Below are 14,577 nucleotides of genomic sequence, written 5' to 3'. Positions count from 1 at the left end.
TGGCTCACCATGTATCTGTGATCAGCTGTTTATTCAGCATCTCCAGAGACTGATGAATCCATACACAAAAGAGGGCAGGCAAGCTGGCACAATGTATTATGCCATGCGAATCGCAGCCCGTTTTCGATGCTGATCACTCAGCCAGCAGACGTTTTGAGTTACCTCACCAATAGCAATAAACCGGCTGAGTGAGAGCAATTTTTTGATCAGCCGCGTTTATACCAGTAATTATTGGCGGCCGCTACTGTCTCAAAATGAATCGCAATAACTTGCGATGACGCAATGAGATTCTCAGCATCCTCCGAATACTTGGGGCGCAGTTTTTTCCTGATCTTTTCAGACGGCTGTGTATATTGGATCCCTTTCTGGGCCAAAGTGATCGCCAATTCAAATCCTTCCTGCGGTGTCTTCGTCTGTAAACTGTTAATCCACTTCTCCATGAAACACAACTCCCTTTATAGTGTATCTTCTACACTATATGCCCATCACCGCACGACGTTCCTGTTTTCGTCTTGTCACAAAGCATCGTCTCAGACTGACGCGTCGGATACTTTCTTTTCCAGGCGGCACACGGCTTCCACGTGATGTGTCTGCGGAAACATATCGACGGGCTGCACTTCTTTGGCAGCATAACCGCCATCTTCGAGAATGCCTAAATCGCGGGCAAGTGTCGACGGATTGCAGGATACATAAACGATTCTGTCAGGTGCCATGCCAATCATTGCCTGTAATAATGCTTCATCACAGCCCTTTCTCGGCGGATCAACGACGATCACATTCGGACGCATGCCCTGGGCGGTCCACCAGGGCATCACTTTTTCTGCTTCACCCGTATAGAAGGAAGCGTTCGTCATCTGATTCAGCCGGGCATTTTTCTTGGCATCATCAACAGCATCCGGCACCACTTCCACGCCGTAAACCTGTTTAGCTTCCTTGGCCATGAACAGCGACAGTGTACCTATTCCGCAATAAGCATCGACCACGGTATCGTTTGCGCCGAGATTGGCGTATTCCAGTGCTTTATCGTACAGCTTCGTCGTCTGCGGCGGGTTTACCTGGTAGAACGACCGGGCGGAGATCGCAAACGTCAGGTCACCAATCTGATCCTGAATGTAATCGTCGCCCCAGATGGTCTGCGACTTTTTACCCCAGATTGCATTCGTCTCCTGATCATTAATATTGTGCACAATCGATGTAATATGCGGATAAGTCTTAAGCAATTCGTCCACAAGTTCATCCCCGTTCGGCAAGTCCGGCGTTCTTGTGATAAGAACAATCATCGTATCATTGGTTTTAGCAGCGGTGCGAACAACAATATGCCGCAATACGCCGGTATCCTGCGCTTCATCATAAGCGGAAATGCCGAGGCGGCTGGCGATGCGGCGTACGCCTTCCACCATGCGATCATTGACTTCATCCTGGATAACGCACGTCTCCATGCCGTCAATGATGCGATGGCTCCGTTTTTGATAGAAACCGGTCTTCAGTTCCCCATCATCTGTTTCGCCGACAGGCATCTGCACTTTGTTGCGGTAGCGCCACGGATCGTCCATACGAATAATCGAATGCACCGGTACATGGTCCAGGTGGGCGACTTTCCGCAATGTGTTTTTAACCTGCTCCTGTTTCATATCGAGCTGTTTATTATAGCTCATATGCTGCAGCTGGCAGCCGCCGCATTGATAAAACACATTGCACGGCGGCTCAACACGTTCCGGGCTGGATGCAGTCAACTTCAGCAATTTGCCGAAACCGAAGTTTTTATTAACTTTAACGACCTTCACATCCCCCTCTTCTCCCGGGAGTGCATATGGAACAAACAGAGGATAGCCGCTGATTTTCCCGACACCGTTGCCTTCATGCGTCAGATCCTCGAATTGAAGCGTGATGGTCTGGTTCTTTTTCACAGGTGCTGCTTGTTTTGCCATAAATATCTTCCTTTTCGTTCGTGAATGTGCTTTCCATCTTATCATACCCGCGATGCAAAAGGAATTTTCCCGAATAAAATACAGAAGAAATCGTTTGATATGCAAATAATAAAAAACGAGGCTGGCACTTATTTGATTCTCCAGTTTTTCTATGTACTCTCCCTTTTCAATATCCCATTTGATCTAGTCCGACCGCTATAATAATCATAATCACATCAATAATAGCTAAAATCCCAGAGATTTTTCCAACTGTATCCCCAAACCATATGGTGAAAATAGCTGTTAAAATGGCTAAAAAACCTGCAATAATCAAGAGTACACCAATCCTGGTCCCTAATCTTTCTCGATTAACTGGTTCCCATATTTGCGTGACATCTGCGAGAAATGAAAATACCATTTTTGTCCGAACAATATAACCCGCCCAGATTAAAAATGCACCGATAACAATACCTATAAATAGGCTCATATTAGATTTCACTCCAATTTTTAGTTCTTCTAGAAATCGTTGAACTGAACTGCCTGTTTTATTTCTGCTTTACAAGTATCATCGCATTTAACGCACCCTTTAATTCAAAAGGGGGATGCCTCTAAAATCATATATATCTTCCCTGACATCTAGTGCGAATGTTCAGCATAATGGCCCGATTCCAATATAATTCTTATTCCAAAATTGCGCCTGATTCCGGAATATTTATTAGTTTTCATTTTCTTTCTTATAAATCTTTTTTAGCGTTGCATTGATGTTATTTAAACTTATTAATATAAAGCCAAGCATTACGAATGTTATAATTTCGCCTGTAAAGAAAGATACAACACCTAAAATTAAAGCGTATAAAGCATACAACCAGTTATTCATATACAAACCCTCTCTTTTCTGAAAATCTGACCCGATTCCAGCACAATCCTTACGCCAGAATTGCACCCGATAGTTCAACAATGGGTAATACATGAACTCAAGGTCTCAAGCCATATGCGAGGTTGAAAATGATATATAGAAAAAATAATATGATACCGCTAAGCAGTACGGCTATTGTAAATTGAGTCCAGCGATTTTTTTCCAATGGTTTTATTTTTCGAATAATAGCGTATAGAACAAGTATGCCAATTGGAATGATAAAAGCAAAACTAAACCAGAATGCCCAATTTGAATTAACGTCCCACCCCTCTGGTATGACAGGACCATCATACATATTGTATTTCTCGTGAATACGGTGGCGACCGGTGATAAATACAATAGTAATAAGCGTATAATATAGGGCCACTGCCATTTTCACCCACTTATTATATAAAGCAGATTCCTTAATTAATAAAGATATCACAAGCAATAAAATGATAATAACGACAAGAAAAATGGTTAACCCTCCTATCCTCTCACACAAACATTTTTCCACAATCTGATCCGATGAGGCAGTCATAAACCGATTCGATCCCAATAATTCTATTTAATAAGCCCGTAGAATCGCCCAATTGTTTTATAATACGCTCCTATCGCGATATAAAAACAACGTAAGTGCATTTAACAGAATGGTAAAAATGGCAAGTACCGTTGAAGCAACAGCTACACCGCGCATTGTATCCGCCAAAGCAGCAAAGTCTTCAATGTTCACCAAGTAAAGGTTATAAAAAATTTGGAAACATATTGCGATAACGCAAGCGCTGAAACTGATGATAATGGAAAGAGCAATCCATTTCTTATTCTTCTGCTTTTTATTTGCAGCAATATTAATCATAGGAATTATCCAAGCTACTAATCCCAGTATCAAACTGCCGATGTTAAGCCAACCAGCATCAATCATATGTCATCCCGCCTTTTTTACAAAATTAGGTCATTTAGGTGTATCAACTATCTATCTGCCCTTATATACAGAACGGGCGCCATAAACATCAAGTTTTATACCGGAATGGCGCCCTTTAATTTAATAAGAATCCCTGTATGGAAACAAAAAACATAAACAACGAAACAATAATACTCATATAACCCCAAAATGCTTTTTTATCATTTTGAAGTTCAACTACTCCAGTAATCAAAGTCGATATACCTAATCCCAGCATCAGGTAAGGCATAAGCTCAAAATCTTGAGTTATCAGCATATAGCTAGCTAACACTGCAACAACTATTGAAAAAATTACTCGCAGTATCTTAAAAATAGTCTTCCCTCCCTCAATTTTGCCATCTTCAGAAAGACGCACTTATGAAGTTACCAATTATTGTACTGTTTGATTACCTGGCTCTGGCACTATTTCTTATTAGGGAAAAGTTCATTCCTTGAATAAACTTCACTCAAAAATTTTTTGACTTAATGTTAACATAATTATTTCACAAATTTAATTAGTAATGTAAGGATCTATAAAAACAATAGATCGAATCATTCAATAACACATAAAGAAGTCTACCCTTTTTAAGATAGACTTCTTTATAGGTTAAGCTATCTGCAAACCCTATTTCACAGTGGTAAATTACGTTTCCTGAAAATAAGCACTGCAATAACACATGTCGCAATACCAATTGAACCAAGCGTAGCGGATGATACCAAGACATCCGCCTCACCACTTGCAATGTTACCTGGCTCGTATAAAGAGAAAGGAGTGAAATCGCGAATCCAATCAATATCAGTCACAATTTTACCCATCATGTTCATGCCATAAAACAGGAATGTTAAGCCTCCCGCCAATGCAAAGGCATTCTTTTCATCATTAAACAGAGACGAAATAAGAAATGAATAACCTCCCACTGCAAAAAATAACAGAAATCCTACAACGTTAATTTGAAAAAATTCCCCGAATGCAATGGTGCTTTCAGTATCTATTAAAAATTCGGCAGCAAGAAATCCTCCACCAAATGTTAATACATGAATAACAATTAGACCGCTAATAAGTACTGTGATTTGTGTAACAGCAATTTGAACTCGAGAAACACGGGTTGACAACAAATAAGCCATAGAACCACGATCAACAAGGCCTGCAATTAATTGGACTGCAATCATGACACTGAATACACCAAGAATAAGCAAATAAAACAAACCATAATATTCAGCTGAAACAAACTGCCCATAACTGCTAAAAGATTCTAAACCCATTGCCCGCAAGAATGCATCAGGGAATATATCAATCAATTTATCAATTTCCTCCATATTCTTATCGAGCATAGGAAAGAGAGAAGTCATAAGTGTGACGTATAATGCTGAACCAAGACCAAAGCCGAGAACAGTCTTTAGGTTGGTTTTCATCATTTGCGTATAAAGTGAGAAATTCATAATCACAACTCCTCCCTATTATAATAATCCATAAAAATTTGTTCCAAACTTTGATCGTCAGCACTGATGTTTTTCACATGATAACCAGACAAAGTATCAATAAAAGCATCATAATTACCTTGAAGTTTAATGCTTACGGTGAAATCATCGATTTTTTCAGGCTTCAGTTCAGACTCCAAAATGGCTTCAACATCTTTTTTTTCAGTTAGTGTCACATTAAAGGCTTTCCGTTGCATGGTTTGAAGTTCATGAATGTTTCTCGTAGCAGCAATCTTACCATCCCGAATGATTGCAGCTCTATCACAAGTACGTTCAATTTCAGCAAAACTATGGGAAGACATAAGGAACGTTTTTCCTCTTTCTTTCTCCTCAAGCACCAAAGAAATGAAGAGTTTTTGCATAAGAGGATCCAGCCCTGATGTTGGTTCGTCCAGTATATAAATATCTGGATCATGCATAAAAGTTGCTACGATGCCTACTTTTTGCTTCATCCCTTTCGACATTTTCCGAATTGGCGTTTTTGGGTTGAATTGTAGTTTGTCAATAAGCTCTGTCCGCCGTTGTTTGTTATGAACACCTTGCATGCCAGCAATCATATTAAGGAAATCATGACCGGTCATGCCATCCAAAAAAGCAATTTCACCAGGAAGATAACCAACGTGACTTCGTGCTTCAGCTTGTTTCTCCCATGTGTCCAATCCCTTAATCGTTGCATAACCTTTCTGTGGCTTCATATACCCCATTAGATGACGTATCGTTGTTGATTTACCACTGCCATTAGGACCAAGAAATCCGAACACCTCGCCTTTTTCTACATTAAAAGACACGTCAGATATACCTTTTCCATTTGAAAACTGTTGCGTTAGATTTTCAATTTGAATCATCTTTTCTCGTCCTCCTTAATAAGAATGCGGACGGCGTTTAATTCATCAGCCCCGTTAGATAGAAAAAAGATACTTCTTCCGATTGAACGTGTTTATAGCCATACCGTTAAGCTTCTGGATCTTTTTGAAAGGTTCTAGTAATGCAATTTTCCGTCAAAAATATAAAGGATAGTTTATGTTGCCATAACACTGTATACAGCAAATGCTGAATGCATTCATAAATGAATATATTCGAATCAAATCATGATATGAATAGCAGGTCAAGATGGAATGAAAGGGTACTGTTTGAAACAAATAAAGAGCGACGTGTGACTGCTAAATTAAAATGAACAATAAGTTTCGCAATAAAAAAATAACACACCAATTATATGTGAATTGATGTGTCTTTTACTTCTATCATGTTAATTTTCGCCTCAGTAAGTGCACGGCTTCATTGGTTCAAAAACGCGTCCGGCACTAAAAGTTCAATATGCTGCGGCAAGTTTTCAAATTCCCCTGGCAGCAGCCCGCCGTATTCACCATCGATATTCAGCTGCATTTTTTCATCGGTGGCAACACTGATATGTTTCGCCTGCGTGTAAATGATGCGCTCATCATCAAGATGAGCCCCTCGCACAGCTTGTGTCGCTATTCGGACAAATTCGGCCAGATTCATTTTCTTCAAAATCAGCAGGTCAAAATAACCGTCATCCATCCGGGCGTCAGGGGCCAATTTTTCAAATCCGCCAACTGAATTTGTATTGGCAACAAGAAACAGCATAATATCTTCATTAATAATGGTGCCGTCGTATTCAATTCTGCTGCGTATCGGCCGTAATGACGGGAGCAATTCAATTCCTTTGACATAATAAGCCAGCTGGCCGAGAACCGTTTTTAATTTACTCGGCGCATCATAGGTCAGCTCTGTCAGTTTGCCGCCGCCTGCAATATTCATAAAGTAGTGCTCGTTCACACGTCCAATATCGAGCGGTTTTGACTGACCCGACACTAAGATATCCACAGCTTTATGAATCGCACGAGGGATATTCAGAGCTCTTGCAAAATCATTCGTCGTACCGGTCGGGATAATGCCGAGTTTCGGACGGTGCGGCTGCTCGGCTATGCCTTTAATCACTTCATTAATGGTTCCGTCACCACCCGCAGCAACAACCAGATCAAAATAACCGGCAACTGCCTGTTCAGCCGCAACCGTTGCGTCACCCTCACCTGTTGTGGCATGAGCTGACGTTTCATAGCCGGCTATTTCCAGACGGTTCATCACAGCTGGCAGTTCACGTTTGAAATTTTCCCGTCCGGATGTCGGGTTATAAATAATACGTGCTTTTCGCATATCCGCTCCCCCTCCCGCGCACGACTAAGCAGTTTAGCGGCATCGTATCAAAATGCGCCCTTGAGTCGAAGGTCAAACAAGGGACTGCTGCCATATATGACAGCAGCCCGATTGAACACGTTCTCTTTCAACGCGGCGGCGTTACCGCTTATCCATTTCCTGCTGCAAAATCTTGTTGACCATTGGCGGATTAGCCTGGCCTTTCGTTGCTTTCATAACCTGACCGACTAAGAACTTAATAGCTTTGTCCTTGCCGTTCTTATAGTCAATGATCGATTGTTCATTCTCATCGAGCACTTTCGTAATAATGTCTGTCAGCTGGCCTTCGTCAGAAATCTGAGCCAGTCCCTGATCCTGAACGATTTTTCCTGGGTCGCCACCGTTCTCCACCAGTTCGGCGAACACTTTTTTGGCTATTTTGGACGATATCGTGCCGTCTTCTATCAATTTGATCATTTTAGCCAACGTCTCAGGCGTCAGAGCCAGTTCGTCCAATTCTTTATCGTTCTTGTTCATGTAGGCAGACACTTCATCCATCATCCAGTTAGACGTCTGTTTAATATCAGCGCCGTGGCTGACGGTTTCTTCAAAAAAGTCAGCCATCTCTTTCGAAGCGGTCAAAACACTGGCATCATATTCGGGCAGCTCCAGTTCCTGAATATAACGCTGTCTGCGCGCATCCGGGAGCTCTGGAATCTTATCTTTAATCCGTTGTTTCCACGCTTCATCAACGTGAAGAGGCGGAATGTCCGCATCAGGATAGTAGCGATAATCCTCGGCTTCTTCTTTCACACGCATAAGAACCGTTTTTTTCGTTTTCTCGTCAAAACGGCGTGTTTCTGACTGGATCTCACCGCCCGACAGCAGCTCCTGCTCCTGGCGTTTCGCTTCATATTCCAGACCTTTTTGGACGAAGGAGAAGGAGTTGAGATTTTTCAGCTCGGTTTTAACACCAAATGCTTCCTGGCCGACCGGACGAACGGACAGGTTCGCATCACATCTGAGTGAGCCTTCCTCCATTTTACAGTCCGAGACACCCGTGTACTGAATAATATTTTTCAGTTTCTCCAAGTAAGCATAGGCCTCTTCCGGCGACCGGATATCCGGTTCGGAAACAATTTCGACCAGCGGTGTTCCTGCGCGGTTAAAGTCCACCAGCGAATAACCGTCATCCTGGTGAACCAGCTTGCCGGCATCCTCTTCCATATGCAGGCGGGTGATGCCGATTTGTTTCTTTTCACCATTGACTTCAATCTCTATTGAACCGTTTGATCCAATCGGCTGTTCAAACTGAGACAGCTGATAGACTTTGGGATTGTCCGGATAGAAATAGCTCTTCCGGTCAAATTTCATGTCAGTGGCAATGTCGCAATTCAAGGCCATAGCCGCTTCCATCGCATAGTTAACGGATTCCTCATTCAATACCGGCAAGACGCCTGGATAAGCGAGATCACCCGGATTCACATTCGTATTGGGTTCATCCCCAAATGCATTGGGGCTTGGGCTGAAAATTTTCGATGCTGTTTTTAATTCAACGTGGACTTCAAGCCCTATAACTGATTCAAAGTTCATGATTGAGCACCTCCTAATTGAGGGCGTTTTGTATGGTGTTCAGTTGCTTGTTCATATGCGTGCGCCGTGCGATAAACTGTGCTTTCCGCAAACGGTTTTCCGATGATTTGCAGGCCGATTGGCAGCCCTTGTCCGGAAAAACCGCATGGAAGCGATAGCCCAGGCAGTCCGGCCAGATTCACGGGAACAGTCAGCATATCGTTCATATACAGAGCCATGGGATCATCAGTGCTTTCGCCAGCTTTAAATGCAGGCGCAGGGGCTGTTGGGCCGATAACGACATCGTAGTCACGCAGAATGTTGTCAAAGTCCTGTTTAACCAGTGTACGGACCTTTTGTGCTTTTTTATAATAGACCTCATAATTGCCGGAACTGAGCGCGAATGTTCCAAGCATAATCCGGCGTTTTACTTCATCGCCAAAGCCTTCAGCCCGGGAATACGTAAACATATCATCCATGTTATCTGCTTTATCCGAACGCTTACCAAAGCGGACACCGTCAAAGCGGCCCATGCTGGCAAATGCTTCACCTGAGGAGATCATCTGGTAAGCTGCAACAGCATACTCGGAATGCGGCAGGGACACTTCTTCCCATTCAGCACCGAGCGATTCATAAACTTTCAGCGCATTCATAACAGCGTCTTTAACTTCCTGTGCAACACCCTCACCGAGATACTCTTTAGGAACGGCAATCTTCATGCCTTCCATATTGCCATCCAGGGCGTCAGTATAGGCTGGAACCTCGGCAGCTGCACTGGTGGAATCCATTTTGTCCTGGCCAGCAATCACTTCAAGCACGCGGGCGTTGTCTTCAACTGAGCGTGTAACCGGGCCGATCTGGTCCAGCGATGAGGCAAATGCAATCAGACCAAAGCGTGATACACGCCCGTACGTCGGTTTCATGCCGACAACACCGCAGAAAGAAGCAGGCTGACGGACAGATCCGCCTGTATCGGAGCCAAGTGAAAAGACAATTTCACCGGCGGCAACAGCTGCTGCTGAACCGCCACTGGATCCGCCTGACACATAATCAGTGTTCCACGGATTGCGTGTCACCTGAAAGCTCGAATTTTCCGTTGTTGAGCCCATCGCAAACTCGTCCATGTTTAATTTGCCTGCTGTTACCGACTTGTCGGCTTGTAATTTTTCGATAACGGCAGCATTGTACAGCGGATTGTCAAAGTCTTTCAGAAATTGACTGGCACTTGTTGTCCGCAAATTTTTCGTCACAATATTATCCTTAATGCCGTTGGGAATACCAAACAAACGGGCACTGGCATCCGGCGCATCATCAAGCTGCTTCGCCTGACTGCGGGCATGCTCCTCATCCAGGGTCAGAAACGCCTGAACCTGGTCATCGACTTCACTGATCCGGTCAAATGAGGTATTAACCAGATCTTCAGCCGATATTTCCTTTTTATGTAGCATCTCTTCCAGTTGCTTGATGCTGTGATCAAATAAGGCCATCAGTTATTCCCTCCTTAATCCAAAATCGATGGGACGCGGAAATACCCATCCTGCCTGTCCGGCGCGTTTTTCAATAGATCCTCACGTGAGGTCCAATTTGTTGGCTCATCATCGCGCATGACATTCTGCAAATCGGTCATGAAAATGGTTGGCTCAACACCTTCCGTATCAACATCCTGAAGCTTATCGGCATAGTGAATGACCGAACTGAGATCGTCAGTAAACCTGTCAGCTTCTTCGTCGGTTATGGCAATTTTTGCTGTTTCAGCGATATGCTTGATCTGCTCTTTCGTTATATCTGCCACTGGTAAAACACCTCCGTCATTAAATAGCATGTACCATCAGTATACCATTAGATAAGCTAAAACACACTAATAGATCATAGCAAATCCCCGTGTTTCAAAGCAAGCAAAATCATGTCACACAGCCCTTCTCATCTACTAACAAACATAATCCTAAAGTTCACATGATATGTCAGGAATAACGGGATGGTTCAAATATGAAGACTATAACAGATAAGCGCCGAACACTTGAAACGATGTCCGAACAAATTGCACACCGCGGCCGAGATGACAAAGGTTTCTGGACATCCGATCATGTGGCTCTGGCCCACCGGCGGCTGACATTCAGAAACGCTATGAGGAAGCACTTCAGGCAATGCCTAAGTCTCAGCTCCAGGGACTTGAACAACGCCGTCAGGAGATGCAATTTCTCAATTTGACGCACTTCCTGCCGATGTTGATGGACCGATCCAATCGTCTAAGTGTCAGGGCCGGTCTGGAAGTCCGCACACCTTTTTGTGATCACCGGCTGGTTCAATATCTCTGGTGATTCAGGTGAACGAATGGCTGCGAGTGAACAGGACTGGGACAAACGTATTTTGTCCCAGTCCTGTTTATGTATCAAAAACATGCACTTGCTTTTCGCTGTCTCCAGCATCCCGTGATATCACACTTTCCATTTTCTCGTCAGACTTGATGTTAATGTTCAGATCATAGTAGTCCTCAAACATCTCATCCGCGAGTTTTGATACATATTGGGTGAAACCAACAACTTCTTCCTTTCCGTGAAACTCAATTGGAATTTCCAGTGTCAGCTCTTGCAGGTCATCACCGATATAGAAGCCGTCTCCAATAACGCCAACGTAATTTGGAAAGTATTCCTCAATTCGGCTGCCGAAGTTTTTAACGAGCTGCTGTGTGTCGTAGTTTTTTTCTTCCCCTCTATCCGAAGGGAACAGCACATTCTCTTCATTAAGGTTCTCCCAGTCACTAATGCTTGCTTCGCCGCTTTTCACTGATGTTTTGGCAACGAAATTTCCCGGTACGGGCGCGTTCTCGTCTTCTTCCCGGTACAGGGCTATCATAATCGGAATATCGCTTAACGCGTCAATGTTCCGGACGCGCTTCAGCACGGTTTTGGCTATTTCCTTTCCCTTATCCAGCATTTTTGACTTGGATATCTCCACCTTGCCAGGATTGCCTTCCACTTCAAAACGGTAAACAGATTTTAAAGCAATACCAATCGATACACCGGACAGTTCCACCTTGTCATCATCATGCCGCTTCAAGAAATCCTGCTCCAGAATATGGGACACATATTTGGGATTTTGTTCATGATCATCTATTGTGGCGTTTTCTTCATCCAATGGCGGATTTAATGCCTGTTTCCGCTTAGCTAGCCGCTTTTCCATCTCTTTTTTCTTGATTTTGTTGTCTTTCACCTGTTTTTCCAGCTGGTTTTTCAATTCACTGAGTTCATCGTCCGTCGGATAACTTTCAAGCCACCTGTACAGCATATCCGAGTCCAAATACTGGCCTTCTTCAAACAGGTACTCATCAGGATCGAAATAGTCTTTGGAAAGTCTTCTTAAACCTGTTTCGGCCTCATCGATGTCCAGACGGTTCCCCATTTGCCCCGTAATAACGCCTCGGGAGGCACTGGGACGGTATGGCAGGAGAGTCCGGTAATCTTCATCTGACAGTTTGTTCGAAACAATCGACGTCTCCTGTTCTGACTTATCCTCGTCTTTGACAACCTCGTCTTCGTTATTAATTGATGGCGCACAGCTTGTGAGAAGCAGAATAGCAACGGCCAGTGACATCGTTAGTTTTTTTAACACATACCCCACTCCTTAATCGTTCGAAACATCTTTCAGCTGCTGTTCGTTCCAAATCGCTACGCCCAGCTGCTCCGCACGATTCAGCTTCGAGCCAGCGTCCTCTCCAGCTACGAGAATATCAGTCTTTGTGCTGACACTTCCCGTGACCGACCCGCCGAACCGCTCAACCAGCGCCTTGGCCTCAGACCGCGTTAAGGTATTCATTTTGCCTGTCAGGACAACAGTCTTGCCTGCTAACGCTGTATCGTCAGCAGCGGCTTCCAGCGCCGGGCCTTTGTACGTCATAGTCAGACCAAGCTCTCGCAAGTCATTCAGCAGCTGCGTCACCTCGTCAGCGGCAAAGTAATTCACAATGGCATCGGCGATCACCTCACCCATGTCCTCGATTGACACAATAGCTTCGCGGGAAGCCTGCTGCAGGTTAGCCATTGTCTGGAAATGAGCGGCAAGGGTCCGTGCTGCTTTGGAGCCGACAAACCGGATGCCGAGTCCGACCAGCAGCTGTTCCAGCGAATTTGTTTTAGAGGCTTCAATCGCCTTGAGCAGATTATCAGACGATTTCTCGCCCATCCGCTCCAGTTCCAGCAGCGCATCCTGCTGTAGCCGGTAAATATCCGCGATTGAATGGACCAGATTCTCCTGGAACAGCTGAATGACCACTTTTTCGCCCAAACCGTCTATATCCATCGCTGACCGTGAGGCAAAATGGATCAGCGCTTCCTTCAGCTGTGCCGGGCAATTCGGATTCATGCAGCGCAGGGCAACTTCTTCCTCAAGGTGAACAAGTTCACTGCCGCACTCGGGACATTCTTCAGGCATGACAAATGGCTTCTCCTCACCTGTCCGTTTTTCCTCCACCGCCCGGATAACTTCCGGAATAATGTCACCAGCTTTCTTGACGATAACTGCATCGCCGAGACGGATATCCCGTTCCCGGATAAGATCTTCATTGTGCAAGGAAGCCCGTCTGACCGTTGTTCCAGCCACCCGGACGGCATCCAGGACAGCTGTCGGTGTGACAGCGCCGGTCCGACCTACACTTAATTCGATATCGCGCAAGACAGTCAGCACCTCTTCGGCCGGGAATTTGTAGGCAATCGCCCAGCGCGGACTTCTGGCGGTATAACCAAGTTCCTCCTGCTGAGCGGTGTTGTCCACCTTCACCACGACACCATCGATATCGTAATCGAGTTCCGGACGTGCTTGTTCCCAGTGTTTGACAAATTGAATCACGTCATCAATCGTTTGGCACTGACGCCACTCCGGATTCACTTTAAATCCCAGATCCTGCAGGCGTGTCAGACGTTCGCTGTGAGATGTGAACGTCTCAGCTTCCCAATCACCAACACCATACAGGAAGACGTCCAAATGACGGCTGGCAGCGATTTTCGGATCGAGCTGACGCAGGGAGCCAGCAGCTGCGTTGCGCGGATTGGCAAAAGGGTCCCTGGCCAGCTTCTCGCGCTGCTCATTTAAACGCAGAAATGATCGATGCGGCATAAACGCTTCGCCGCGCACCTCAATCGTCTGATCCGCCTGAACCGACAACGGGATGCTGCGGATCGTTCGCAGGTTGCTTGTAATATCCTCACCGGTCGTGCCGTCGCCGCGGGTGGCACCGCGGACCAGACGGCCATTTTCATAAAGAAGTGAGACGGCGAGTCCATCAATTTTCAGTTCACAGACGAACGAAATCGGCGCATCAGTCCCCTCATCAGCGCGCCGGGCAAAATCACGCAATTCCGCTTCGCTGAAAGCATTTCCGAGACTGAGCATTGGTATATTATGGGCGACCTTCTGAAACGCATCGAGCGGCTCACCGCCGACACGCTGGGACGGTGAATCAACGGTCACCAGTTCCGGAAACGCCTCTTCCAGCTCGATCAGCTCCCGCATTTTCCGGTCGTATTCGGCATCCGGCACACTCGGATCATCGAGCACATAATAGGCATGATTATAATGATTCAGCACGTCCCGCAATGTTTGTATCTGCTGTTTTGCCTGCTGCTGTTCCATGTCAA

Annotated in this window: 16 protein-coding genes; 1 reads left to right on the top strand and 15 read right to left on the bottom strand. The window is 45.0% G+C overall.

Going from position 1 to position 14,577, the window contains the following annotated elements; genetic code table 11:
* Window positions 1-206: 206 nt before the first annotated feature.
* The 13 genes from ACZ444_RS04305 to gatC form a co-directional block, all read right to left on the bottom strand.
* Window positions 207-440: a hexameric tyrosine-coordinated heme protein gene (locus ACZ444_RS04305; protein WP_382357436.1), complete on the bottom strand. Its 234-nt coding sequence runs from the start codon at window positions 438-440 to the stop codon at window positions 207-209.
* A gap of 90 nt (window positions 441-530) precedes the next feature.
* Window positions 531-1,928, bottom strand: a complete 1,398-nt coding sequence (rlmD, locus tag ACZ444_RS04300; protein ID WP_382357435.1) for a 23S rRNA (uracil(1939)-C(5))-methyltransferase RlmD — start codon at window positions 1,926-1,928, stop codon at window positions 531-533.
* 166 nt (window positions 1,929-2,094) lie between these two features.
* Window positions 2,095-2,394 (bottom strand): hypothetical protein, encoded by a 300-nt coding sequence (locus ACZ444_RS04295; protein WP_382357434.1) that lies wholly within the window; start codon window positions 2,392-2,394, stop codon window positions 2,095-2,097.
* A 228-nt stretch (window positions 2,395-2,622) separates the two neighbouring features.
* Complete coding sequence (locus ACZ444_RS04290) at window positions 2,623-2,784, bottom strand: hypothetical protein (RefSeq protein ID WP_382357433.1); 162 nt, start codon at window positions 2,782-2,784, stop codon at window positions 2,623-2,625.
* Window positions 2,785-2,881: 97 nt separating this feature from the next.
* Window positions 2,882-3,343 (bottom strand): hypothetical protein, encoded by a 462-nt coding sequence (locus tag ACZ444_RS04285; RefSeq protein WP_382357432.1) that lies wholly within the window; start codon window positions 3,341-3,343, stop codon window positions 2,882-2,884.
* A gap of 57 nt (window positions 3,344-3,400) precedes the next feature.
* Complete coding sequence (locus tag ACZ444_RS04280; RefSeq protein WP_382357431.1) at window positions 3,401-3,724, bottom strand: hypothetical protein; 324 nt, start codon at window positions 3,722-3,724, stop codon at window positions 3,401-3,403.
* A gap of 115 nt (window positions 3,725-3,839) precedes the next feature.
* Complete coding sequence (locus ACZ444_RS04275; protein ID WP_382357430.1) at window positions 3,840-4,118, bottom strand: DUF3953 domain-containing protein; 279 nt, start codon at window positions 4,116-4,118, stop codon at window positions 3,840-3,842.
* 254 nt (window positions 4,119-4,372) lie between these two features.
* The gene (locus tag ACZ444_RS04270) at window positions 4,373-5,182 is read right to left on the bottom strand and encodes an ABC transporter permease subunit (protein ID WP_382357429.1); all 810 of its coding nucleotides are present in this window, start codon (window positions 5,180-5,182) and stop codon (window positions 4,373-4,375) included.
* A gap of 2 nt (window positions 5,183-5,184) precedes the next feature.
* Window positions 5,185-6,066 carry an ABC transporter ATP-binding protein gene (locus ACZ444_RS04265; protein WP_382357428.1) on the bottom strand — a complete coding sequence of 294 codons (882 nt, stop codon included), beginning with the start codon at window positions 6,064-6,066 and terminating at the stop codon, window positions 5,185-5,187.
* Window positions 6,067-6,496: 430 nt separating this feature from the next.
* Complete coding sequence (locus tag ACZ444_RS04260; RefSeq protein ID WP_382357427.1) at window positions 6,497-7,396, bottom strand: diacylglycerol kinase; 900 nt, start codon at window positions 7,394-7,396, stop codon at window positions 6,497-6,499.
* A 141-nt stretch (window positions 7,397-7,537) separates the two neighbouring features.
* On the bottom strand, window positions 7,538-8,968 hold the full coding sequence (gene gatB / locus ACZ444_RS04255) for an Asp-tRNA(Asn)/Glu-tRNA(Gln) amidotransferase subunit GatB (RefSeq protein ID WP_382357426.1): 1,431 nt from the start codon (window positions 8,966-8,968) through the stop codon (window positions 7,538-7,540).
* Complete coding sequence (gene gatA, locus ACZ444_RS04250; RefSeq protein ID WP_382357425.1) at window positions 8,965-10,434, bottom strand: Asp-tRNA(Asn)/Glu-tRNA(Gln) amidotransferase subunit GatA; 1,470 nt, start codon at window positions 10,432-10,434, stop codon at window positions 8,965-8,967. The genes gatB and gatA overlap by 4 nt, the downstream gene beginning before the upstream one ends.
* Before the next feature lie 14 nt (window positions 10,435-10,448).
* Complete coding sequence (gene gatC / locus ACZ444_RS04245) at window positions 10,449-10,739, bottom strand: Asp-tRNA(Asn)/Glu-tRNA(Gln) amidotransferase subunit GatC (RefSeq protein ID WP_382357424.1); 291 nt, start codon at window positions 10,737-10,739, stop codon at window positions 10,449-10,451.
* A 352-nt stretch (window positions 10,740-11,091) separates the two neighbouring features.
* Between gatC and ACZ444_RS04240 the strand changes: the two genes are divergently transcribed.
* The gene (locus tag ACZ444_RS04240) at window positions 11,092-11,265 is read left to right on the top strand and encodes an asparagine synthase-related protein (RefSeq protein ID WP_464433588.1); all 174 of its coding nucleotides are present in this window, start codon (window positions 11,092-11,094) and stop codon (window positions 11,263-11,265) included.
* Window positions 11,266-11,329: 64 nt separating this feature from the next.
* Here the strand turns inward: ACZ444_RS04240 and ACZ444_RS04235 are convergent, their stop codons facing one another.
* Window positions 11,330-12,556 carry a CamS family sex pheromone protein gene (locus ACZ444_RS04235; RefSeq protein ID WP_382357423.1) on the bottom strand — a complete coding sequence of 409 codons (1,227 nt, stop codon included), beginning with the start codon at window positions 12,554-12,556 and terminating at the stop codon, window positions 11,330-11,332.
* A gap of 12 nt (window positions 12,557-12,568) precedes the next feature.
* Window positions 12,569-14,572 (bottom strand): NAD-dependent DNA ligase LigA, encoded by a 2,004-nt coding sequence (gene ligA / locus ACZ444_RS04230; RefSeq protein ID WP_382357422.1) that lies wholly within the window; start codon window positions 14,570-14,572, stop codon window positions 12,569-12,571.
* Window positions 14,573-14,577 lie beyond the last annotated feature (5 nt).

This window comes from Lentibacillus kimchii (genome assembly GCF_055381965.1).
This window is presented reverse-complemented; position numbering and strand designations above follow the sequence as displayed.